The 23,250-nt window shown below is 37.7% G+C and carries 26 protein-coding genes; 9 read left to right on the top strand and 17 right to left on the bottom strand.

Annotated elements, in window-relative coordinates; all coding sequences use genetic code 11:
* Positions 1–1,116 carry a pyruvate dehydrogenase (acetyl-transferring) E1 component subunit alpha gene (gene pdhA, locus NST21_RS07840; RefSeq protein ID WP_340888607.1) on the bottom strand — a complete coding sequence of 372 codons (1,116 nt, stop codon included), beginning with the start codon at positions 1,114–1,116 and terminating at the stop codon, positions 1–3.
* A gap of 652 nt (positions 1,117–1,768) precedes the next feature.
* The gene (locus tag NST21_RS07835) at positions 1,769–2,431 is read right to left on the bottom strand and encodes a YkyA family protein (RefSeq protein WP_340888606.1); all 663 of its coding nucleotides are present in this window, start codon (positions 2,429–2,431) and stop codon (positions 1,769–1,771) included.
* Positions 2,432–2,646: 215 nt separating this feature from the next.
* Here NST21_RS07835 and NST21_RS07830 point away from each other — a divergent pair, with 215 nt between their 5' ends.
* Positions 2,647–2,808: a YjcZ family sporulation protein gene (locus tag NST21_RS07830; RefSeq protein ID WP_082527745.1), complete on the top strand. Its 162-nt coding sequence runs from the start codon at positions 2,647–2,649 to the stop codon at positions 2,806–2,808.
* Between the two features lie 260 nt (positions 2,809–3,068).
* The gene (def, locus tag NST21_RS07825) at positions 3,069–3,623 is read left to right on the top strand and encodes a peptide deformylase (RefSeq protein WP_056530569.1); all 555 of its coding nucleotides are present in this window, start codon (positions 3,069–3,071) and stop codon (positions 3,621–3,623) included.
* 50 nt (positions 3,624–3,673) lie between these two features.
* Here the strand turns inward: def and NST21_RS07820 are convergent, their stop codons facing one another.
* The gene (locus NST21_RS07820; RefSeq protein WP_235566155.1) at positions 3,674–4,441 is read right to left on the bottom strand and encodes a Cof-type HAD-IIB family hydrolase; all 768 of its coding nucleotides are present in this window, start codon (positions 4,439–4,441) and stop codon (positions 3,674–3,676) included.
* Between the two features lie 979 nt (positions 4,442–5,420).
* Between NST21_RS07820 and NST21_RS07815 the strand changes: the two genes are divergently transcribed.
* Positions 5,421–5,630, top strand: coding sequence for a DNA-dependent RNA polymerase subunit epsilon (locus NST21_RS07815; protein ID WP_053345160.1), 210 nt, complete (start codon positions 5,421–5,423; stop codon positions 5,628–5,630).
* A 3-nt stretch (positions 5,631–5,633) separates the two neighbouring features.
* On the top strand, positions 5,634–7,304 hold the full coding sequence (gene rnjA / locus NST21_RS07810; protein ID WP_053345159.1) for a ribonuclease J1: 1,671 nt from the start codon (positions 5,634–5,636) through the stop codon (positions 7,302–7,304).
* A 136-nt stretch (positions 7,305–7,440) separates the two neighbouring features.
* On the opposite strand, the gene NST21_RS07805 is transcribed toward rnjA, so the two are convergent.
* From NST21_RS07805 to NST21_RS07770, 8 genes are all read right to left on the bottom strand, one after another.
* On the bottom strand, positions 7,441–8,100 hold the full coding sequence (locus tag NST21_RS07805) for a potassium channel family protein (RefSeq protein WP_157444071.1): 660 nt from the start codon (positions 8,098–8,100) through the stop codon (positions 7,441–7,443).
* Positions 8,101–8,188: 88 nt separating this feature from the next.
* A complete protein-coding gene (locus NST21_RS07800) occupies positions 8,189–9,319 on the bottom strand; it encodes an N-acetyldiaminopimelate deacetylase (RefSeq protein WP_340888601.1) in 1,131 nt (376 codons plus the stop codon).
* A 70-nt stretch (positions 9,320–9,389) separates the two neighbouring features.
* Positions 9,390–10,100: a 2,3,4,5-tetrahydropyridine-2,6-dicarboxylate N-acetyltransferase gene (gene dapD / locus NST21_RS07795; protein WP_053345156.1), complete on the bottom strand. Its 711-nt coding sequence runs from the start codon at positions 10,098–10,100 to the stop codon at positions 9,390–9,392.
* 124 nt (positions 10,101–10,224) lie between these two features.
* Positions 10,225–11,109, bottom strand: coding sequence for a LysR family transcriptional regulator (locus tag NST21_RS07790; RefSeq protein WP_340888599.1), 885 nt, complete (start codon positions 11,107–11,109; stop codon positions 10,225–10,227).
* Between the two features lie 283 nt (positions 11,110–11,392).
* Positions 11,393–12,901, bottom strand: coding sequence for an MDR family MFS transporter (locus NST21_RS07785; RefSeq protein WP_445670488.1), 1,509 nt, complete (start codon positions 12,899–12,901; stop codon positions 11,393–11,395).
* Between the two features lie 124 nt (positions 12,902–13,025).
* Positions 13,026–13,466 carry a cyclic-di-AMP-binding protein CbpB gene (gene cbpB / locus NST21_RS07780; RefSeq protein WP_053345153.1) on the bottom strand — a complete coding sequence of 147 codons (441 nt, stop codon included), beginning with the start codon at positions 13,464–13,466 and terminating at the stop codon, positions 13,026–13,028.
* A gap of 121 nt (positions 13,467–13,587) precedes the next feature.
* Positions 13,588–13,734 carry a hypothetical protein gene (locus tag NST21_RS07775; protein WP_169787513.1) on the bottom strand — a complete coding sequence of 49 codons (147 nt, stop codon included), beginning with the start codon at positions 13,732–13,734 and terminating at the stop codon, positions 13,588–13,590.
* A 127-nt stretch (positions 13,735–13,861) separates the two neighbouring features.
* The gene (locus tag NST21_RS07770; RefSeq protein WP_034314086.1) at positions 13,862–14,101 is read right to left on the bottom strand and encodes a YkuJ family protein; all 240 of its coding nucleotides are present in this window, start codon (positions 14,099–14,101) and stop codon (positions 13,862–13,864) included.
* 183 nt (positions 14,102–14,284) lie between these two features.
* Here NST21_RS07770 and NST21_RS07765 point away from each other — a divergent pair, with 183 nt between their 5' ends.
* Positions 14,285–15,244 (top strand): MBL fold metallo-hydrolase, encoded by a 960-nt coding sequence (locus NST21_RS07765; protein ID WP_057213429.1) that lies wholly within the window; start codon positions 14,285–14,287, stop codon positions 15,242–15,244.
* An 89-nt stretch (positions 15,245–15,333) separates the two neighbouring features.
* Entirely contained in the window at positions 15,334–15,567 is a 234-nt protein-coding gene (locus tag NST21_RS07760; protein WP_056530580.1) for a glutaredoxin family protein, read from the top strand.
* Between the two features lie 117 nt (positions 15,568–15,684).
* Here NST21_RS07760 and NST21_RS07755 read toward each other — a convergent pair whose 3' ends face one another.
* From NST21_RS07755 to NST21_RS07740, 4 genes are all read right to left on the bottom strand, one after another.
* Positions 15,685–16,170, bottom strand: coding sequence for a DUF3993 domain-containing protein (locus tag NST21_RS07755; protein WP_056530584.1), 486 nt, complete (start codon positions 16,168–16,170; stop codon positions 15,685–15,687).
* A 195-nt stretch (positions 16,171–16,365) separates the two neighbouring features.
* Entirely contained in the window at positions 16,366–16,593 is a 228-nt protein-coding gene (locus NST21_RS07750; RefSeq protein WP_053345149.1) for a hypothetical protein, read from the bottom strand.
* 73 nt (positions 16,594–16,666) lie between these two features.
* A complete protein-coding gene (locus NST21_RS07745) occupies positions 16,667–17,872 on the bottom strand; it encodes an EAL domain-containing protein (RefSeq protein WP_340888590.1) in 1,206 nt (401 codons plus the stop codon).
* A gap of 201 nt (positions 17,873–18,073) precedes the next feature.
* A complete protein-coding gene (locus tag NST21_RS07740) occupies positions 18,074–19,930 on the bottom strand; it encodes an SLC13 family permease (protein ID WP_340888589.1) in 1,857 nt (618 codons plus the stop codon).
* Between the two features lie 158 nt (positions 19,931–20,088).
* Here NST21_RS07740 and NST21_RS07735 point away from each other — a divergent pair, with 158 nt between their 5' ends.
* The gene (locus NST21_RS07735; protein WP_340888588.1) at positions 20,089–20,949 is read left to right on the top strand and encodes a metallophosphoesterase; all 861 of its coding nucleotides are present in this window, start codon (positions 20,089–20,091) and stop codon (positions 20,947–20,949) included.
* Positions 20,950–21,126: 177 nt separating this feature from the next.
* Here NST21_RS07735 and crcB read toward each other — a convergent pair whose 3' ends face one another.
* Positions 21,127–21,489, bottom strand: coding sequence for a fluoride efflux transporter CrcB (gene crcB / locus NST21_RS07730; protein ID WP_056530597.1), 363 nt, complete (start codon positions 21,487–21,489; stop codon positions 21,127–21,129).
* The gene (locus tag NST21_RS07725; protein WP_056530599.1) at positions 21,486–21,866 is read right to left on the bottom strand and encodes a fluoride efflux transporter FluC; all 381 of its coding nucleotides are present in this window, start codon (positions 21,864–21,866) and stop codon (positions 21,486–21,488) included. Before NST21_RS07725 ends, crcB begins: the two co-directional genes overlap by 4 nt.
* 163 nt (positions 21,867–22,029) lie before the next feature.
* Here NST21_RS07725 and NST21_RS07720 point away from each other — a divergent pair, with 163 nt between their 5' ends.
* Together NST21_RS07720 and NST21_RS07715 are read left to right on the top strand one after the other, a co-directional pair.
* Positions 22,030–22,359, top strand: coding sequence for a hypothetical protein (locus tag NST21_RS07720; protein ID WP_377372455.1), 330 nt, complete (start codon positions 22,030–22,032; stop codon positions 22,357–22,359).
* 330 nt (positions 22,360–22,689) lie between these two features.
* The gene (locus tag NST21_RS07715) at positions 22,690–23,196 is read left to right on the top strand and encodes a YkyB family protein (protein ID WP_056530603.1); all 507 of its coding nucleotides are present in this window, start codon (positions 22,690–22,692) and stop codon (positions 23,194–23,196) included.
* Positions 23,197–23,250: the final 54 nt, after the last annotated feature.

Genomic DNA, 23,250 nt, shown 5'->3' with positions numbered 1-23,250 from the left:
TTACTTCGACTCCTTCTCTTTATAAATTTCATATTGTTCTTTTAAGTTATAAGGCATTTCTTCAAACATGTTTTCCATAAGGTCTGTTACCTTTTGCTTAGGTTCTGCATCTGCCTTTTTGATTGCTTCTTTAATATCGTCTTTTGCTTTTTCTATTGTTTCGTTCTCTAATTCTTCATTCCAGAGTTTTTTGTTTTCCAAGAACTTGCGGAAACGAACCAATGGATCTTTCAATTCCCACTCATTATCCATATCAGAAGTACGGTAACGTGTCGGGTCATCTCCAGCCATCGTATGTGGTCCATAACGGTAAGTTAATGTTTCAATCAATGTAGGGCCCTCGCCATTAATCGCACGTTCACGCGCTTCTTTAGTAGCTGTATAAACGGCTAACGCATCCATACCATCAACCTGAATACCAGGGATACCTGCAGCCACACCCTTTTGGGCTAATGTTTTCGATGCTGATTGCAATTCAACAGGTGTTGAGATTGCAAAACGGTTATTTTGTACGATGAAAATAGCTGGTGCTTTAAATGCACCTGCAAAGTTGATTCCTTCGTAGAAGTCCCCTTGTGATGTACCACCGTCACCCGTATATGTGATTGCTACTGCTTTTTTACCGCGTTTTTTCATACCTAAAGCTACACCTGCAGCCTGAATATACTGAGCACCGATAATAATTTGCGGTGAAATTACATTAACATCTTCCGGGATTTGATTCCCTTTAAAATGTCCCCTTGAGAATAAGAATGCTTGCCAAAGCGGCAGACCATGCCAAACAATTTGCGGCACATCACGATAACCTGGAAGAATGAAATCTTCTTTCTCCAATGCATACTGGGAAGCGATTTGCGAGGCTTCTTGACCGGCAGTCGGTGCATAGAACCCTAATCTCCCTTGACGGTTCAATGAAATTGAACGTTGATCCAAGATACGCGTATAAACCATGCGGCGCATTAATTCTTGTAGTTGTTCATCACTTAAATCAGGCATTGCCGCTTCGTTAACGACTTCTCCTTCTTCATTTATAATTTGAAAAGTTTCAAATTGTTCTTCCACTTTCTTAAGCTGATTCTGTACATTAAATTTAGCTTGTTTAGTTTTTTGAGCCATTTGGCACCTCGTCCTTTCATTAAAAAGGTTTGCTATTATTATTCTATAAGCAAAAATATTTTGCTTTATAGTTTCTTCAACAATTCATTCTTTTATTTTTCCCTTAAGCCTAATCCCTCAAACGTGGATATGGTTAATATGTCTCAATCTTATTCTGTACCATAAAAAAAATCAAGAAAAATGATACAAGAACTTTTATAAATTTAGTTTACAAGATGCATTCACGTCAAGTCAATCACTTGTATTTCCTTATTTTTTAGATTTAATCGAAGTTTTAACACCAATTCTTCATCACTGTAATAGTTTTCATTTTATAACTGTACTATAAAATTTCACCTATTTATTAATTTATAGATACTGAAGTATAATATTTCACTTCTATTGACTATCCTATCGATTCCCAAATTGCTTTAACTAAAGGCATTTGAGACTTTAAAATAATATTTCGAGAAAATTTTTAAACGCTTTCATTTCATTCTGCTGTTAGATTTTCTATTTTAGAATTTTTTTAGTACAGTTTCTTCATTTTTTATATTTAGGAGTTCTTTTATATATTGAATAAAAAAATTATTCTAGAATTTTTTAGTTAATACACTAATTGAATGCATAAAAAATAGGCTATGGGTATTACCCACAGCCCATTAAATAATTATTATTTGGTTGAATCTGCCATTTCTATACCTGAACTGTTGTAAAAACTTTCTTTTTTCTGATTAGATTTTTCAGTTAATTCATTAAATTGGCTATTCGTTTTCAACACTTTTGTATATGAGGTATTGATTTTCTTGATTTGGCCTTGTAACTCATCCATTTTCAAATCTTCTTTTTTAAATAGTTCATACAATTCACGATCATACTTTAAGCTTTGCTGATAAGCTTCATATAGATTATCGTACGTGCTATATCGTTCACTCATTATCTTATTCATTTCAGTAGCTTCTTTTTTTACCTTCTTATCTTCTATTTTCCCAATTTGTTCTTCTATCTTATTAAATTGTTTTTTTGAGGCCTGCATACTGTTATGTTCTTTTTCAATAATAGCCTCGCGTTCATCAATATTCTTAGTTGCTTCATCTGAAAGTTCAACAATTTGTTCATATTCATTCATTCCAAGTTTAATAATTTTATCATATTGCTCTTTTTCTTTATTCTCCAATTTATTAAGTGGCTCTTGATGCTCGGTAAAATCACTTTCCTTCTCCGTAGTTTTTTCAAGAATTTTATGGATTTTTTCTTCCGGTGAACTACTAAAACAACCGGTCATAATTGTTAAGGAAAGAAGTAAAACAAAATATAGACGAAAACGTTTCAACATCGACAGCTCCTCCTGATAGTTCTTTGAAGTAGGATATTTTTCTACTCATCTGTTTTAGAAGATTGCAGACTCTCGTACTAATCATATTCTAAGCAGGAATTTTCCATTACTGGGCTTTAGCCTACACCCTTTAAACCGTACTGCATAGGCTGTAGGGACCGTTTCAACTTAGAGTGGTCAATACTTTAACAATATAAAAACGGAGGTATAAAATTATGTATGGAGGTTACACCCAGGATTGTTGTTATCCGGTTTCCGCTGCACCCAGCTATGGTTATGGTGGACATTGTGGAGGTGGGGGCGGCTTTGGATCCGGCTTTGCTCTAATCATCGTCCTTTTCATCCTGCTTATCATTGTCGGCGCCTGCTTCTGCTAAACAGATAATTACTACTACCTTTACCCGAATATATTATCTATTTACCCTGATTTCACAAAAAAATGAATGATTTTAAAAAAAAGATCACAATCGGTTTATACAATCATGATAGGGATAGGGATTTGAGTATTGATCCTATCCCTATCATGTTCTCTTTTATCAATCCAAAAGCCAATGTACACAGTCCATTAACTTTTCGCATTTTTTTTGTTAAAATAACCCTATACATATTTAAGAAATTTTTAATGGGGTGAAAGATTATGCTTACCATGGATGATTTTGTTAACGAAGACGATCCAATATTAAGGAAAGTCGCATCGGAAGTACCACTGCCGGCTTCTGATGAAGATAAGCAACTTTTAACCAGCTTGATGGAATATGTCCAAAATAGCCAGAATCCAGAAATTGCTGCTCAATATGGTTTAAGAGCTGGGATAGGCTTGGCCGCACCACAGGTAAATGTTTCAAAACGGATGATTGCCGTTCATTTGAAAGATAAAAATGGCGAACTGTATAGCTACGCTCTTTTCAATCCTAAACTCATTAGCCATTCAGTGGAGAAAGCCTACTTAACGACAGGTGAAGGTTGTCTTTCCGTTAATCGTCCAATCTCTGGTTATGTACCGCGTTATGCTCGAATAATGGTATCAGGTACGACCCTGGATGGAACACTGGTTCAGCTCCGCTTAAAAGGCACCGCAGCCATTTGCTTTCAACATGAAATCGACCATCTGAACGGAATCTTGTTTTATGATCATATTAATTCAAAAGATCCCTTTACCATTCCAGAAAATTCCCTTGCAGTAGAAAGATGAGCTAACTAAGTGATAAAAAACTCCCATCAGTTGACGGGAGTTTTTAAGTTCTAGATTAGATCAAGTTCTTTTAATCCGTAAAGTATACCATCATTATCGACATCCTTCGTTACAAAGTCGGCCTCCTGCTTCAAAAGCTGACTGGCATTCCCCATTGCCACGCCATATCCTGCTACTTTTAACATCTCTATATCATTTAACCCATCCCCGAATGCATAAACGTCCTCAAGGCCAAATCCGACTTTTTCCATTAATATCTTTATACCTTCTGCCTTTGACCCACCGAATGGAAGTACATCCGTCGAATACGTATGCCATCTAATAAAATGAAATTTATCATACTGACCAAGGAAATTCCCTTCTTCATCCTCAGAGCAAAATAATAAGGCTTGGTATATGTCATGATCTTCGTAAAAATCGGCATGAAGTTCTGGATGTGGAAACTTCAGACTGCTTAATGCCTCTTCAATTCTGCTATGATGCGGTACACTAGATTTCATTGTCTCTTCATTCATAAATACAATTGGTATATTATTTTTTTCAGAATGTTCGTGAAGCCTTTTTATTTCAGACAAACTTAAAGGATTTTTGTAAATGACTTCACCTTCAAAAACAACATATTGTCCATTAAAACTTACGAATGTATCGATGCCAAGCTCTTCCCGTAAAGATTCAAACATGAACGGAGCCCTACCTGTAGCAATCGCAACAAAAACCCCATTGTCCTGTAATTGCTTAATAGCTTTTTTCGTTGAGGCAGGTAACTTTTTTTCATGATCTAGCAATGTTCCATCAATATCAAAGAATACGATTTTCACTAACTCTTCACTTCCAATTCATTCAGTTTTCCTTTTTTAATATGTACCCATTTAATAATTGTCATAAAGATAAGTCAAGTAACTCACCTGTCAATTAACATTTATTGCTACGTTTTTTATTTACAAATGAGCATATACTACTGTAAATAAAATTCATTAAAGCTCAACTTATTCTTCCTACTCTCTCCTCCCAAATCTGCACCTTTACTATATTACCTCTAAAAGCCTATTTACCTACTGGGTATTACGCCTTTTTTTACAAAAATGGGCCAAGTACTTGTAAAGACATATTTACTTTATTGAATAATCCTATACAATAATAATTAAGGGAGTGTGATCGCCATGTTAAAAAAGCTTCGTAAAAAGCTTGTAAAACAGTGGAATGATCTTTTAAGAAAAAAATCAATCGCATGAACTGCCGTACCTATTGTGCCTTGGCCGTCATCCAAATGCGAGTTTTTTTCGTACAGCCCTTCAAAAACTTGCGGAGGGCTTCTTCCTTGTTGTAAAGTTCTTGTTAAGCCTTCTTCTATCTTGGCTTTGAAAATTTCAAGCAAGTACATATTGCATTCGGAATATGAAGCGTTGTCTCTTAATGGAACGCTGTACTAAGGGTTAGACACTTTAAGCAAGAAATCGGTTGCGAAAAAAGACTTCGTAACACAATAGAATAAACGCAGTCAAACTGATTTCCACCCTAAAAAAGTTGACCAAAAACTTTTCTTTATCGATTTAAGTTTTACACATAGTAAAAACGGATAGGATAAAAGAATAGAGAAGGCCGCAATGAATTGAATACCTGATTCGGCTGACTATTTTTTATATACTTTTAAGACATTGGTATAATCAGTTAACTAAAACCCCTTCCGTTTTTATGGCGGAGCTGGGTTTATTTTTACATGATGTTGAAAAACATGAAAAAATTGTTGTTTTTATATATAATGAAAAAAGCAATGCAAACAAGTGAGGAGAGATTAAAATGGTATTTAAGGTATACTATCAAGTAACCATAGCAGAGGTTCCCATCAGGGAGAATACTAAAACAATGTTTGTCGAAGGTGAATCCGTTCGTGACGTTCGTTTAAAATTAAAAAAAGAACCTTATAACGTAGAATTCGTAACAGCAGTAACTGGAGCATATTTAGAATATGAAAAACAAAATGAAGATTATAAAGTATTGGAGCTATAATTTATGAAATTTGTAAAAAATGATCAAACAGCTGTATTCGCCTTGGGCGGTTTAGGCGAAATCGGTAAGAACACATATGCTGTTCAATTTCAAGACGAAATCATCGTTATTGATGCTGGAATTAAATTTCCGGAAGACGAGCTTCTCGGAATTGACTATGTGATTCCTGACTACAGTTATTTAGAGAAAAATGTAGATAAAATTAAAGGTGTCTTCATCACTCATGGCCATGAAGACCACATTGGCGGGATTCCTTATTTATTAAGAAAAGTGAATGTTCCTGTATATGGCGGTAAGCTAGCACTTGGATTACTTCGTAATAAATTGGAAGAACACGGTCTTTTACGTCAAACAACCATGATCGAAATCAGTGAAGATGAAGTGATTAAATTTCGGAAAACTTCCGTCTCTTTCTTCCGCACAACTCACAGCATCCCGGATTCTTATGGAATCGTTGTAAAAACACCGCCTGGACAAATTGTTCATACTGGTGATTTTAAATTCGACTTTACACCTGTAGGCGAACCTGCAAACTTAACTAAGATGGCGGAAATCGGTAAAGAAGGAGTATTGTGCTTACTTTCAGACAGTACGAATAGTGAAGTACAGAACTTCACGATGTCTGAAAGCCGCGTTGGCGATACCATTCAAGACATTTTCCGCAAAGTGGACGGACGGATTATATTTGCAACATTTGCATCAAACATCCATCGTCTTCAACAAGTAGTAGAAGCTGCTGTAGCAAACGGCCGTAAAATTGCTGTTTTCGGCCGTAGCATGGATTCAGCTATTGCTATTGGGCAAGACCTTGGTTATATTGTAGCTCCTAAAGATACATTTATTGATGTACAGCAATTAAATCGGATGCCTGCTAACAAAGTAACCATCCTTTGTACAGGTAGCCAAGGTGAACCAATGGCAGCCCTTTCGCGGATTGCGAACGGTACTCACCGTCAAATTCAAATTATACCTGGTGATACAGTTGTGTTTTCTTCTTCACCTATTCCAGGTAACACAATCAGTGTTTCTAGAACAATTAATCAATTATATCGTGCAGGCGCAGACGTAATTTCAGGTCCATTGAATGATATTCATACATCAGGGCATGGCGGCCAACAAGAACAAAAACTTATGCTTCGTTTAATTAAGCCAAAATTCTTCATGCCAATTCATGGTGAATATCGGATGCAGAAACTTCATGCCCGCCATGCAGTTGATTGCGGAGTTCCTGAAGAAAATTGCTTTATCATGGATAATGGTGAAGTGCTTTCGTTAAGTGAAAACACAGCACAAATCGCTGGGAAAATCCCTTCAGGTTCTGTTTATATTGATGGAAGCGGCATCGGCGATATCGGAAACATCGTTTTACGCGACCGTCGGATTCTTTCTGAAGAAGGTCTTGTCGTTGTCGTTGTCAGCATTAATATGAAGGAATTCAAAATTGCATCCGGTCCGGACATCATCTCACGTGGATTTGTCTATATGAGAGAATCTGGAGACCTTATTAGCGATGCTCAGTCCTTAATCACTAAGCACCTGAATAAAGTAATGGATCGCAAAACTACTCAATGGTCCGAAATTAAAAATGAAATTACAGATACATTGTCTCCATTCTTATATGAAAAAACAAAACGCCGTCCGATGATCCTACCGATTATCATGGAGGTTCAATAAACTAAAAAAAGCCTCCAGCCATTACCCTGGCTGGGGCTTTTTTTAGTTTAATACTATTTCCTTACATCCTACGTACACTATAGGTTAAAAGCTTCCTAAACAAGTGAGCCTGTTCGATATGGAAGAGGTCTCAATTTCATTCTACAATCTTTTTCTCAAAACGATTGATGTCGGAATCTGCTCCAATAACTATCAATATATCGCCTTTATGAATTAAATCGTTTGCTTGTGGAGAGACATTGATTTCATTTCCTCTTTTAATAGCGACAATATTTAGCCCGTAGTGAGCGCGGATATCAAGATCAAATATTGAATTCCCATTCATCTTTTGGCTCGCTACAATTTCAACAATGGAGTGTTCATCAGAAAGCTCCAAATAGTCGAGAATATTATTAGACCCGATATTATGGGCAATCCTTCTCCCCATATCTCGTTCCGGGTGCACAACAAAGTCAGCACCGATTTTACGTAGTACCTTCTCATGATAATCATTCTGCGCCTTTACCGTAACATTGCTGACACCCAACTCTTTAAGCATAAGCGTCGTCAAGATGCTCGCCTGAATATTTTCACCGATCGCTACAATGACGTGATCAAAATTACGAATTCCAATATTTCTGAGGACACTTTCATCAGTCGTATCCCCTACTACGCTATGTGAAGCAATTCTAGCAAATTCATTGACACGATCTTCATTTGCATCGATAGCCAGAACTCCTAAACCTTCTTCAGCTAGCGTCCTGACTATACTGCCGCCAAAACGACCAAGTCCAATCACTGCAAATTCCTTTTTCACAGTAAGCCCTCCAACATCTTTCATTCTATTAGGATATACAGCGTCTCGCTCCTTAAAGCACACTTCCTATCCTAGTACGGAAAAGCAATTAAGCTTTATTCCCTTTAAACGTTATATAATTTGTTAAATGATTGATGGCAAGTTCAATTGCTTTTTCATCCGGAGTTAACTTAGCGTGGTGTAAACCGTATTCGGATGAAACCCCTAGCCAGAACATGAAACCTGGAATTTCCTTTAGCATGTACCCAAAATCTTCACCAGTCATCGCTTCGGTACAGCGATATAAATCGACCTCTGATGACTGCTCCGTATATTCCATAAATTCCTGTGTCAACTGCTCCTCATTATATACCTGATGGTACATCGCGCCATAGTCAATCTCTGCAACGCATTCAAAACCCGCTTGAATACCATCTACAAGTGCTTTAATCCGTGACTTAACCTTTACCATTGATTCAGGATTCAGCGTGCGTATTGTCCCTTCTAAGCGCGCTGTCTCAGCAATGATATTTTGGACGGTGCCTCCGGTAATCTTTCCAACAGTTATGACAGCTGAATCAAGCGGATTCACATTTCGGGAAACGATAGTTTGCAGTTGCCCGACAAGTGAGCAGGCAGCGATGACCATGTCATTTGTATGATGAGGGTAAGCTGCATGCCCACCTTTCCCTTTCAGGTCAATAAATAATTCAGATGTGTTGGCAAATAAAAGACCTTCTTTAACGGCAATCGTTCCAACCGGATACTCTGGAGCTATATGCAAAGCAAGAATCATATCCGGTTTCCATTTTTTCATCGTTTCGGATTTCAGCATTGGTTCAGCTCCACCAGGCCCCTCTTCCGCCGGCTGAAAAATAAATAGTAAGTCATCATCAATCGGGTTTTCTACAAAATATGTCAAAACTCCTAGACCAATGCTCATATGAAAATCATGGCCACAAGCATGCATATAATCTTCATGATTAGAAGTAAAAGGTAATCCAGTTTCCTCTTTAATCGGTAGACCGTCTATATCTGCACGATAGCCAATTATTTTTCGGGGGTTCCGTCCCTTTATTTTCACAAATATCCCTGTTCGCCAAGTCTCTATTTCCATTCGCTCTGACGCCAATTTCGTTATGTAATTCAGTAGATATTGCTGCGTTTTAAATTCTTGAAAACCTATCTCCGGTATTTTATGCAAATCACGCCGGATAGCGGCAAACGGACTTGTTTCCATCTTATTCCCTCCCTATACAGAAAGCGTGGATATAGTTATCCACGCTCTTGACACCTATTTACTTTAGAAATTAAAGTTGACGAAGTTCTTGCATGATTTCAGTTTTAGATTTAGTTTTTTCGTCAATTTGTTTAATCACTTTAGCTGGAATACCAGCAGCCACCGAGTATGGAGGAACGTCTTTCGTTACAATTGCGCCTGCCGCTACAACTGAACCTTGACCGATTTTTACACCTTCAAGAACAACTGCGTTAGCTCCGATTAATACATCGTCTTCTAATATAACTGGTTGCGCGGAAGGAGGCTCAATAACACCTGCTAAAACAGCGCCTGCACCTACGTGACAGTTTTTACCCACTGTTGCACGTCCGCCAAGTATTGCGTTCATGTCAATCATTGTGCCTTCACCAATAACAGATCCAATATTGATCGATGCACCCATCATGATCACTGCGTTATCTCCGATTGACACTTGGTCACGGATAATTGCGCCAGGCTCGATACGAGCTTTGATGCCTTTTAAGTCCAATAAAGGGATAGCAGAATTACGACGGTCGTTTTCAACTACATAATCCTCAATTTTTGTTCCAGCTGTCTCAATAGCCACTTCAACTTCAGACCACTCACCGAATACAACTCCGGTATTACCTGTAATGAAAGTTTTAGAAGCTTGACCAAAATCTATGCCTTCTAATTCACCTTTGATATATACCTTTACAGGTGTTGATTTTTTACTATTTGAGATAAAAGAAATAATTTCGTTTGCATCCATTTTATTCATTCTCGAAAAACCTCCTAAATATGTATCATTACTCGTCTTTAATTTACCAGACAACTGACGGCAAGACAAGTTGAATGTCATTGATATATATTATTCTACCCCATTGACATTTTCAGCAAATGAACTATAACATTCCTTGTTCCCGAATATGCTCTTTCACTACTTCTGTGAATGCTTGGACCTGCTTAAGCTGAAAAGCAGAATCATAGCCACAAAGCCATGTATCTCGTTCAATTGAATGATTATGTCCATCTAAAAGGGGGATTTTGAATATATTTGTATCTTTATCATGTAAAGTGATTGCTGGGAGAATAGCATATCCTATCCCATTAAACACCATTTGTTTGCATGTTTCGATTTGATCGACCACGATGGTGTTTTTGGGGGTCGTTTTAAATTGCCGGTGCCACCAGTCCTGAATTTCCTGATAATAGTTTGAATCGCTTTTAAACTGAATGAATGGCCGGTCTGTTTCGAATACTTGGTTCAGTTCCTTCATTTCAGTGTCGACCAAATAAAGCATATCCGTAAATAAATGCTGTTTTACCCCTTTCCAATCTGGTGCTCCCCTAATGATACCAATATGTACTTGGCCTTCATACAAGGACTTTAAAATCTCACTGCTCCAGCCCGTGATTAAAGAGATTTTGGCATACGGATATTTTTGGACAAACTTTTTCAAAACTTGAGGCAGCCAATTCTGTCCTACTATCGAGGCACAGGCAATTTTCAAAGTACCATATACTTCATGATCCATCGCCTGGATACTTTCTCTAACCTTTTCTTCTTTTTCTAAAACTTCATTGGCCAAACGAATAACTGCTTCTCCAGCAGGTGTCAACGAAAGACCTTTTTGCGAACGGAGAAACAGTTTTGAGCCCCATTCCTTTTCAATCGTTTGTAAACGCTGAGATAAAGCAGGTTGGGAAACAAATAACCGTTCAGCTGCTTTTCTCATATTCATTTCCTGAGCAAGTACGGATAATAAATGAAATTCTGAAAATGACATACACACCAGCCTCTTGATAATTAATTCTTATCTTGTTGATTTAATTTATTTAAATTTAATTATCAACAAAGTCCGCTTATAATACAAGAGAAAAGAAACGGAGTGGTACCCATGACGATCATTTTATTGCTGATTATCAGTTTTGCAGCATCCTTTATAGGCACATTGGCCGGAAGCGGCGGATTAATTGGTATACCTTCACTTCTTTTGATTTGACAGTTACTTTGATTATGAATTTCATTTCTTAACACATAGCAGCCTCTTTAGTTAGACTGCCACAGGTCTACTGTTTCTTGCGTAGTCTCGTCAGTAATATGAAGCTAATTACAGAAAAGACTAAGACAATGAGATAAATCGTGTGTAGCGACAATGTAAGTCCTTCCTGTAAAACCTTCACAACATTTTCAGGAAGCAAAGCCCTTTCTTTACTGTTCAATAGCTTATTTGCGGTGTCAATTGTTACTCCCGAATTGACTGGTGCATGCTCGTTTAAATATGCTTGAAGCCTCGTATTCATAATTCCCCCTAGCAAAGCCGCTCCAACCGTATTTCCTAAATTACGCATGAACATATTCGAAGCAGTCGCAATCCCTCTACGTTCCCAACTGACCGTTTTCTGAATAACAACAATGAAGGAAGTCGAGGTCAAGCCCATCCCCACACCAACAAAGAAGGATCCCATCGCAGCGATAAGCGGCCCTGCCTCAGGCTTCATCAATACTAAGATTGAACTTCCGAGGATTAGCGAACACCCTCCAAGAAGCGAAGTTGTTTTAAAACCTATTTTCAACAACAGCCTACCTGAAACCATAGATGCAATCGGCCAGCCAATTGACATGGCGGTTAGTGTAAAACCTGCTACTGTTGGAGAACGTTCCATCACTCCCTGAACAAATGTCGGAAGAAAACTCGATAATCCAATCATCATCAACCCTGTTGTCAAGGAAACAAGATTTGCGATTAAGATGGAGCGCTCCTGCCAGATTTCAAATGGCATCATCGGTTCGGATGCCCTCTTTTCTTGTACAATAAACAAGACAAAGGCTATAACAGCCACTATTACAAGGGAGACAACCGGTGTGGAAGCCCAAGACCACTTTACGCCTCCTTGTACGAGAACCACCATAAGGGTGGATATCGATAACGTCAATAGCGTTGCACCCAAGTAATCAATATCACGTTTTTTCTTTTCGATATTTTCATGAAGGAAGAACCAAATCCCTACAAAAGAAAGTAAGCCAAGAGGAATGTTGACCCAGAATACAAGCTTCCATGTAAGTGATTCAACGATCAAGCCCCCCAGTGCCGGTCCTATTACTGCTGAAATGCCCCATACACTTGATAAATACCCTTGAACACGGGCCCTCTCTTCATTTTTATAAATATCCCCCACAATTGTTGAAGCAACAGGTGCTACTGCCCCCGCCCCAAAACCCTGTACAAAGCGATAAATAATGAGCTCCGTCATCGAATTGGAGAAACCGCAGAGAATGGAACCAATTAAGAAGACAAGAATTCCAAATAATAAAACAGGTTTTCTTCCAAGAATATCGGATAGCTTTCCATAAATTAAGACTGTCACGGCGTTCATTAGCAAATATCCAGAAAACACCCAGCTATATAGAGAAAAACCACCCAAATCACTGACAATAGCCGGCATTGCCGTCGAAACGATAGTTCCTTCAATTGCATTCATAAACATAGCCATCATGATCGCAGCTAGGATGAATGGACGTTTCAATTTTTTATTCTGTACTTCCGAAGTATTTACTGCTTGTACCAATTTCCGCATCCTTTCCTAAATATGTAATAGCTCTTTCTAGGGTTTACCGCCCTATATATAGAATATGTAGAAAACAAGAAAACTCGCCAATTGGCGAGTTTTAGGTAAACTGTACTGTTTAGCGTTGACATATTTATTCAGGTAATGTATTTTGTTTAAATACTTTTTTCAAGATAGCTCTTCTCGTTAGGATTCCTTCAAAAAGGTGTTCATCATTCTCTACACAGACAAACGGATGGTCAATTAACAATTCTACACCTTTAGTCAGGGTATCTTCAATGTGCAGGCGAGGTATGTCTATATTCATAATTTCGGAAACTTTTTTATTCTCTAGATTATCAAATTCAATTCGTTCCAGTCCCAAAATCGAGTCAAGAATGACTGGTGTGCTAATTAAGCCATGCAGTTTATACATCGGATCTAACACAGGAATGGCCGTATAACCGCTCTTTGTTAATACCAATAGTGCATGTTCTAAATTATTGGTTACCTGCACGTGGGCCACGCGTTCAGAAGAAATCATTAAGTCTTTCACGCTGGATTCCAATAAATCCCCATCATGAGTACCGATCATGTTAAAACCCCTTACCATATGTTTTTATATACAGCTCTTTTTCTAGTTTAACATATGTAAGCAGAAAAGACTCATTCCAATACCTATAAAATCCCAAACTGAGGATTCTCTAAAGAAATACTTAGCCTTTACTAGTTTTAATGTTAACCTGTTTAAACCCGCATTCCGGGCATTGATATATTACATTTTGGTTGGACTGTGCCGTCAATACATCTGCCATTTCCCTTTCCTCACCGCAAGCAGGGCATATTACCATAGGATTTTTCATTTACATCCCTCCAATTATTAAGGTGTCGTAAAAATCCCTTCTTCATACACGAAGTAAAAAGTGAGTTGATTTTCCAATAATAAAAAGCCGTATTCCCAAAAGGAATGCGGCTTTTTTCGTAATCTTTTTAAGATTGAAGAAGATCAAAGATTTCAATGGTAATCATATCAATATTATCGAACTGATATTTTGATGATTTCCCTTTATCACTGTATACTTCAAGCTCGAACATTTCTGTTTTGCTGAAATATGTAACCTGGCATTTTTTCACGCCATCTATTTCAAAAAAACGCTGAGCAGATTCAGATTCCTTTGCTTGCTCTTGAAGACTTTTTAATCTGGTAAGAATGCCCTGTAATTGAGACATACTCACTCTCCTTTCTGAATAAAACCTTTTCGATAGGTTTCACTATACCATACTTTTCTATCCAGTAGCCACGCTGAAATAAATTCAGAATAATTTAAAACTTCATTCTTTACATGACACTATTAACAGAATAAAATAAGGATTGGATTTTGTACATAAAAAATTTCCTGGAGGTAGATTCTATTGCAAAACTTTAGTGAACTTGGTTATCGGATTTATTTAATCGATGGTTTTGATTTGAATAGAAAGAATCGGACAGGTACATATGTAATTGCCGATAAGGACATAACTTTAGTTGAAACGTCCGCCAGCCCATCTATCCCCCATTTATTAAAGGGACTTGATGACCTGGGAATCGCCCCCGAGGATATTACATATATCATTCTTACCCATATTCACTTGGACCATGCAGGGGGAGCTGGACTTTTTTTACAGCATTGCCCGAATGCCAAAGTAATTGTTCATCCAAAAGGAGCACGACATCTAGAAGACCCGACAAGATTAATTGCTGGAGCTAAAGCAGTCTATGGTGAAGAATTCAACAAGCTTTTTGACCCGATTTTGCCTATACCGCACGATAAAATGATTATTAAACAAGATAGGGAATCTCTTCAAACGAGCGACTTGTCTACATTGACCTTTTATGACACTCCAGGGCATGCCAATCACCACTTCAGCATATTCGATTCTGTTTCAAAAGGTATGTTTTCCGGTGATACGGTAGGTATTTACTATCGTGAGCTAAATGAAGATGGCATTGAATTTTATCTACCTTCCACATCACCAAATCAATTTAATCCTGAAGCGATGCTTGCTGCAGCAGACCTGTATGCGAGTATTGGAGTGGAACGGATATATTTTGGCCATTACGGCGTATCGGAAAATCCACACGAAGTTTATAAGCAACTTCATTACTGGTTGCCTATTTTTGTTGAGACAGCAGAAACAGCCTTCAAAGAATACACAAGCTTTAAGGAGCAGGTCGCCGCAACCAGCAAAAATATTTTCAATACAGTCGCTACTCATTTAGGAGAAAAGGGCATCACAAAGGATCATTCCGTTTTTGAAATAATTCGCCTGGACCTTAAGGTCTGTTCTATGGGTTTGATTGACTACTTGGAAAAACGCGAAAAGAATAAATAGGCAGACATATAATGTATATCTCTATTCAAATGGAAGGGTATTCTCTATAATGAGAAAGTACTCACTTTAAGCATACCTGGAGGAATGAAATGAAAGAAGTTACCCTTTATACCCAACCGGATTGCCCTCCCTGCAAGATCATGAAAATGTTCTTTGATGATAACAATATCGAATATAAAGAAAAAGATATTAAAGCAGATGGGAATGCACGTAAGGAACTAACAAATAAATATGGCGCTTATTCCACGCCAACTGTCGTAATTGATGGAAAAGCTATTATCGGCTTTGAACTTGACGAAATCAAAAAAGAACTGAATATTTAACAACAAAAAGTCTAAAGAAGGCCTGAACCTCCTTTAGACTTTTTCCTACTTTATATTCCCCCTTCTTCTTCAAATAGTTTAGGCGACTACAAAAGAAGCTTTTGTTTGGTGTGCTCTTTATTTTAGATTTTCACTTTCATACCTCACGTCCGCTACCTTCCATTCATTATTCACTTTTTTCAAAGTAACAGATTCAACATGTTTACCCGTTGAAACAGGTCCATCCTCTGATACTGGGAATTCTTCCTGAACATAAATGAATTCACCGCTCTTCCCATATACGACTTTTGTATTCTCATCGTAACTAAAAAACGGGATATAATAGGGAGCAAAATCAGATCCATATGCAGTAAACCCTCCATTAACTTTCACCACATTCGCTTCGACAAACTTCTCGATGAAATCCTCGGAGAAATGGGTATCCAATTTCTCTTTAATCGCTTTTTTCGTGCGTACTTCCTCACTGATTGATCCTTGATTTACCAGTGCCTCCTGTACAAAAGAGAGCACTTCCTCTCTATGTAAGCCCTCCGCAGAAACTGTGAACCCACCCCCTAAAAAAAGAAAAGCACCCGCCATGCACGCAACTAAATATTTCCTCATACTATCATCTCCTAGTTATAGATTGTCTTCGAATGGATATGTTTATTGTCTATGCTTTACAATACCCGAACAGAACAAAGCCAAACTACAAAAAATACTAGATCAAAGAGCATTCTGAAACCTAATTAAACGTGTCTTACTTTTTTGTATTAAAAAAAGAAGATTTCATTGTACTGAAATCCCCTTCTCACTCTTTTATTGAAATGCATAGTAAAAAATAAAACCGGCAATTAAAATTGTTCCAATGAAGAGAGAAACAAAAACCGGGTTCCTTAAATAAGGATGTTCTTTAACAGATTCATCGATACTTGAATCATATCTCCCTTTTACTTTCTGTGTCTTTGCTACAGAATATGTATAAAAGAGCAGATATAACGCCATGATTATTACGACTATGAGTAGAATCCAGATATACGTGCTCAAAACATGTCTCCTCCAAGCGCATTATTTTTGCTTATCGTTACACATTTTGAGCAATTATATACACTAGTTGTTTTTATAACAAGGCTTCATTTTCGTAAAGATAGCTATATGATAGATCAAAAAATATGTATTCCTTATTATTCAAGGGATAAGAAAAGGTTCGAATGGTTTCTCCTGTTTCAATATCACTGTATAAATCAGAAAGAATTCCTATTTTTTCATTGCGCATCTTGACAATATTTTCTAGAAAATAAGGTCGCCAGCTCCAATTTTTATTCATATAATTAGGCTGGACTATCCATTGCCCATCCTTATTAAGAATATTAGGGGATTTTTGATATCCCTCTTCATCACAAATATAAAGACGGAATCCTACTGAATCTAATTTTTTTGCCAATATCCCTAGAAATTCTTCATGTGAGCCACCCCGCTTTTGCTGTTTTAAAAAGGTTTGCATATTTTCGTTGAATTGCAAAGTCTTTTGATAAACAGCTTCCAGCTTTTTTGTTTCCAATGAAATAAAGGACTGGCATTCTTGATGGAATTTTTCACGAAGTAAATCTTTATTAATGAACTCGCCGTCCGGTTTAGCCAAAAAATAACCTTGATAATAACGGCCTCCGTTCTTCCAAGCAAAGCGGAGCTGGTACTCAGACTCAATGTTCTCAAACAATAAATTGGCGCCGATTTTACGAGCAAGCATGCTTAGAGAAAAAAGGATGACCTGGTACGCATCTCCACCTGAAATACGGAGTTGGTTTAAGTTAACTTTTAAAATATTCGGAGAAATCTGTGCAATTTGATCAAGCTGGGTATCTTTCCCTAAATGATCGAAAGCTATTTTGATACCATATGTTTTAAAGTAAGCGAGAACATGCTGTAAAGGATCAAAGTTTTCCGCACTGATAGTGTCTGATAATTCCAGAACAATCCGATGCATTTCTTCAGGTTGAAAATGACGATGCAAAATCTCCATGAACTCTTCTCCATGATCTAGCATAAGCATATTTGGATCTCTGTTAATAAAGATAAGAAAGTCTTCCCCATAGTCTTTTATTCTTTCAAGGGCTATTTCTAGAACGTAATTATCCACTTCTACTCTATACTCTTCCGGCACAGAAGAATCGTGAAAAAACGTGCCAAGACTTTTATATTCTGACTGTTCCTCATAGCGTCCTAAAATTTCATACCCGATAACTTGATGCTGATCTGCGCTGAAAATCGGTTGAAAGAATGGTGTCACCCTGTCTAAATTCTTTAATATTTTTTCTGCATCCATGATGTATTCCTCCTAATTACGAAACACCAATATGCAAAAATTATACCATTAGTTTCTATTGTTGATAATAAATAATTTTAATTCCTACCCAATAACTCCTTTTTATTTTAGTAATATTTTCAGCCTCCTAGTTGTTTTCAAATAAAAAAAAGATTCCAATGAAAAAAGGCATTGTCCATTTACAGAACAATGCCTTATGCATTAAAACGGAAAAAACCATGGAATCGTGATGACCATAATAACACCGATAAAGACTTGTATGGAAATCCCAATCAGGATAAAGTCCTTATACTTATAATCGCCTGCTGTCATGACAAGGGCATTTGTCGTAGCAACCCTTGGAGTGGATAACGACAGACTGCCTGCAACAGCAAGACATAGAAACACAGGAACAGGATCAATTCCTTGATTCACCGCGGACGTTAAAGCAATAGGTGCCATGATCACTGTCGCTGCTCCATACGGGATAAACTGGCTTAAAATTAAAGTCAGGAGATAAAAAACAGCTAATACACCATGTGCACCGATATTACTGAATAGCACTGCCAGCCAATCACTTATCATTCTCACGCCACCAGTATTGTCCAATGCAGCTGCTATTCCAAACATAGCTGCAATTAATAGAACAGGCTCCCAATTTATCTTTTGATAGGCATCTTCCATAGAACGGACACAGCCGGTGACTACCATCAACAAAGCAGCCGTCAATACCGATAGAACAGCAGGAATAGACTCTATCGACAAAAGAATGACCATTAGTGCAGTAATGCATAAAGCAATCCATGCTTTAGCCTTAGATTCGACTGTTAATCCATCTTCTGAGGTGCTGCCTATAACAATAACATCCTGTAAATCCGAGGAGATCCTCTCGATGTTTTCCCATTCTCCATGTATCAGAATTGCATCGCCAGGTTTTAGCCGTTCAGTACCAACATCCGCTTGAATATATTCACCATTCCGATTAATTGCCAATACATTACATTGATATTTTTCACGAAAATGAACGTCAATTAGTGTCTGATTCTCATAATCCGAATTCGGAACAATCAAAATTTCAGTCAATCCAAATCTACTGCTCAGAAAATGTTTTTTTATTTGTTCAGTATTAAAGTGTTTAAACTCTAGTTCATAGTTAAGCGCCAATCTCTCAACAGATTCTTCTTCTCCAAACACCAGAATAATATCATCAGGATGAAGTACTTCATCCGCTCTGGCCGATATCGTTAGTTGTTTTTGCAACAGCGGCAATTGCTTATCTTTTGGTTTCCGCTGAATTTCTATCAAAGTTAATTCATACTGAATAGGAAGCTGTAGGTCGGACAACCTTTCTCCAACAATATCGGAAGTAGCAGGTATGTGCAGATAGTGCAAACGGTCATACACTTTGTACATACCAGCAAGTTCCCCTGCAGACAACCCTTTTACACTATTGTTGGCTGCAATTGTTTTTTCCGGGAGTAACAGACGGCCAAGCGTTAACATAAAGAATAGACCCGATGCAAAAGCGATTAAGCCTATTGGTGTAAAATCAAAGAAAGATAAAGTTTCTATACCGTTTTGCTTTAATACATCAGCTACAATCATATTGGAGGGTGTTCCAGTCAGTGTTAGCAGCCCACCAATACTGCATGCATAGGCAAGTGGCAATAAATACCTTGTCGGGCTAGTTTTTTGTTGTAAAGCCATACTCATTACGAGCGGGAGCAAAATGGAAACAATACCTGCGCCACTTAAAAACGCACTTAAAATTCCTGCCGTCACCATGACAATTAACAGCGATTTCCATTCACTTCCACCACAAAAGCCTAACAGCTTATTTCCCGCTTTCTCTACAATTCCTGTATTTAACAGACCAGCCCCTACGATAAATAATCCCGCAAGCATTATTACGACTTGATTCGCAAACCCAGCTATAAGTTCATCCAATGTAAGTATTCCCAGTAATCCCAATATTGCTAGTGCACCAAGTGCAATTAAATCCGCGCGAAATTTTCCTTGTATAAAAAGCGCAATTGCGCATAGAAGTATAATCAGTGTAATAAACATTGGTTCGATCATCATGTTACCTCCGTGTAGATGTTCAATTTAAAACCGGATATTCTTAAACTCCAGTTTACATGTTTTTCATATGCGTATAGAAGATATTTTCTTCATTTTATGTATATTGTTTGTTAATATGAGGAAGTAACATTTTAAAATTAGATAGGTTGATTAATTTGAGTGAATTCATTTCCCGAAGAACATTCTTAAAAAAAGGCCTTCGCACTTTGGCTACCGTAACCGGATTAAGTATTGGCGGAGGGTATTATGCCCACAATGTGGAACCAAAATGGTTAGAAATCAAGCATAACATTATCAGCCACCCTCTTATCCCAAAAGGTTTTCATGGTATGAAAATGATTCAATTCAGTGACACTCATTTAGGCTTTCAATTTCAGCTTAATGATTTACAAGCAATTGTCAATAAGATAAACCAATTAGATCCGGATGTTATTTTATTTACCGGAGATTTAATGGACGAGCCTAATAAATACAATGCTCAACAGAAAATCCCGCCTGTTTTAAATCAGCTCAAAGCGCCTCTTGGAAAGTTCTGCATCTACGGTAACCATGATCATGGGGGATATGGCTCTGAGATATACAGCGATATCATGAAGAAATCCCATTTTACCATGTTGCAAAATACCTCTACTAAGATTTCATTACTAACGGCTGAAGAAATTTACATAGCCGGGGTAGATGATGCGATGCTTGGACAACCAGATTTTGAAAAAGCCCTTTCAGGAATTCCAGAAGAAGTGTACGTCATTATGCTTTCGCATGCTCCTGACCTTGCTGACATATCAAGTAAGTACAACATCAAATATCAAATAAGCGGTCACAGTCATGGAGGCCAAGTACAAATTCCTTTTGCAGGAGCCCTTGTCACTCCTCCATATGCAGAAAAGTATCGTGAAGGCACGTATGAAATTGATTCATTAACGTTACATGTTAATAGAGGGCTTGGCACAACTCGGCTTCCGTATCGTTTTCTTTCACGTCCTGAGTTAACAATTTATGAATTCCAGGCAGAATAGTGAGATGAAAAGTTCACAGAGGAAAGTCGCCAGACTTATTAACAAAACCTGTGCGAAGAAAACAACTGGTTACTCTTAATTATTCCTAATGTATCCTTTAGAATTATAGCATTAGAAGAATAATTGAAAAACCAGGATTTTTTTACCAGAAAGACATGGAGTAAACAAAATAAAAAGTTATATCATACTTAAATAACCACATAGGAAAGTACCAATACAACCTAAAACCGACACTGTTACATAGATAAGACTTTCTATGTAACGGTGTTTTCTCATAAGTTCGAGCGTTTCCATACTGAATGTGGAAAATGTCGTAAATGCTCCTAAAAAACCAATTGTAAGAAAAGCTTGCAACGATAAAGCCCAATCTTCTTTATTAGGAAAGATGATTCCTAAACCAAAAGAGCCTATAAGATTAATCAGTAAAATACTAATAGGGATGGAGCCTATTGGCAACAGCTTATTAAAAATAATTTGTAATACATACCTCGAGGCAGCACCCAAAAAACCTCCAATAAAAACTGAAAGAACCTGAATCAAACGGTCTCACCTCTTCGTCTATCAAAAAAGCTCAGTCCCAGAAAACCTGCAATTAAACCAAATAAAACCGTGGCTCCCAGATACATTCCTGTATAAATCAAGGATATCTGCAAAAGATTCACTATTTCCTGTGAAAATGTGGACATCGTGGTGAATCCCCCACATAGCCCACTGCCCAAGGCTAAAAAAACAAGCGAATTTTTCTTTGTGGCAAAATAGCCGTTTAACAATCCAAGTATAAAGCTTCCTACTATATTAATTAAGAGGGTTCCAAATGGGAAGAAGGAATGGGCAGTTGTCAAGATAACTAAATAACGCAGCAACGCTCCGACTGCTCCTCCAAAACCTACGGCCAAAACACTTTTAAACCGTAACATTGTAATCACCTCAAATTTTTTCTCACAAGTAGATTCATTATAACAGATTAAGATGATACAGGCTCTTTTCTGAAAAAAAACCATACTATGTAAAGAATTTGAGAAAAGGAGGCTATTTATGCAAACACAGTATTTTCCTTACTACCCCTATCCACAAACTATAATGCTACAGAATGAATACCGAAATGCATACACGAATGAATACGGAAATGAATATGGACCTGAACATTGGAATGACGAACGATTCTTTCCTTTCTTTCCTTTATTAGCGCCTGTTGCTTTTGTTGCAGGATTAGCAATAGGCCCCTTACTATTCAACAACCGTCCGTACTACCCGCCATATCCTCCTCCCTATCCGCCCGCTTATCCTCCTTATCCTGCTTATCAAGGTTTTCAGGGCTATCCGCAACAATTTGGAGCACAGGCTGGCTATCCGCAACAATTTGGCGCACAGGCTGGAGTGTCTGAAAATATTAATATATATACTCATTAACCATTGCACAGAAGGCGTCATGAAACGCCTTCTTTTTTCTTTTCCATATAGTTGGTACAACCTGTTTCTCTAGTCCCCATTCTTAATGAATGATTGGTGTGAAATAGAATTTTACTTCCTTATATATTTTGAAGTGGTATAATATGAAAGGCATAGATGGTAAAGTGTTGGGAATGGATTGTCATCCCCTAGAGATGTAAATGCATTTATTTCATATTATAATCAGGCTCTTAGGCACCGTCTCTACTTATTATTACTATAAAAGCAGGAAATTATTGAAGGAAGCCTGTTTCTTTCCTTCTCACCTTATGAAGAAAAGGAGTTTCTATAATGAACCACACGAAAGGACATTCTGAAATGGATGAGTTTTCGATTAACTCCCTTGCCCAGGCCGTGTTTATTGTAAATAAACATGCGAAGACTGCATTGGAACCTAAAAATTTATATAATTTAAAACGGCTTGCATTAAACAAGCTAATGCAAGAAGGAAAAGCGAAGAAGATTGGACTTCATTTCTCTGATAACCCTCGCTTTGCCGCACAACAATCCGACGTAATTGTCGAATGCGGATCATATGTTTTTCACCTACCTCCTACTAAGGAAGACTTGAAAAATCTACCCCACCTCGGCAGCCGGGCAGCATCCATACGGAACCCTAAAGCCTCCTTGTCATTATCCAAGGCAAAGCAAATCTTACAATCTTACGTTGGACAAGCAGGTGAAAAGCAGCCGAACTCTACCAATACTGAGAAAAGGCCTTACGGACGGGGCCCGGTCAAGCAGCCATTTCATAATCCATTCCCCTCCTCTTTTTTAGGAAAAGGTTCCAAGTATTAAAGGGTAAAAATTGGATAATAAAAACGGGACGAGAGGTTATACACCCTCGGCCCG

The organism is Peribacillus sp. FSL K6-1552 (assembly GCF_038005205.1).
GTDB lineage: Bacteria > Bacillota > Bacilli > Bacillales > DSM-1321 > Peribacillus > Peribacillus butanolivorans.
The sequence above is the reverse complement of the archived record's forward strand: the minus strand, read 5'-3'. Positions and strand labels throughout refer to the sequence as shown.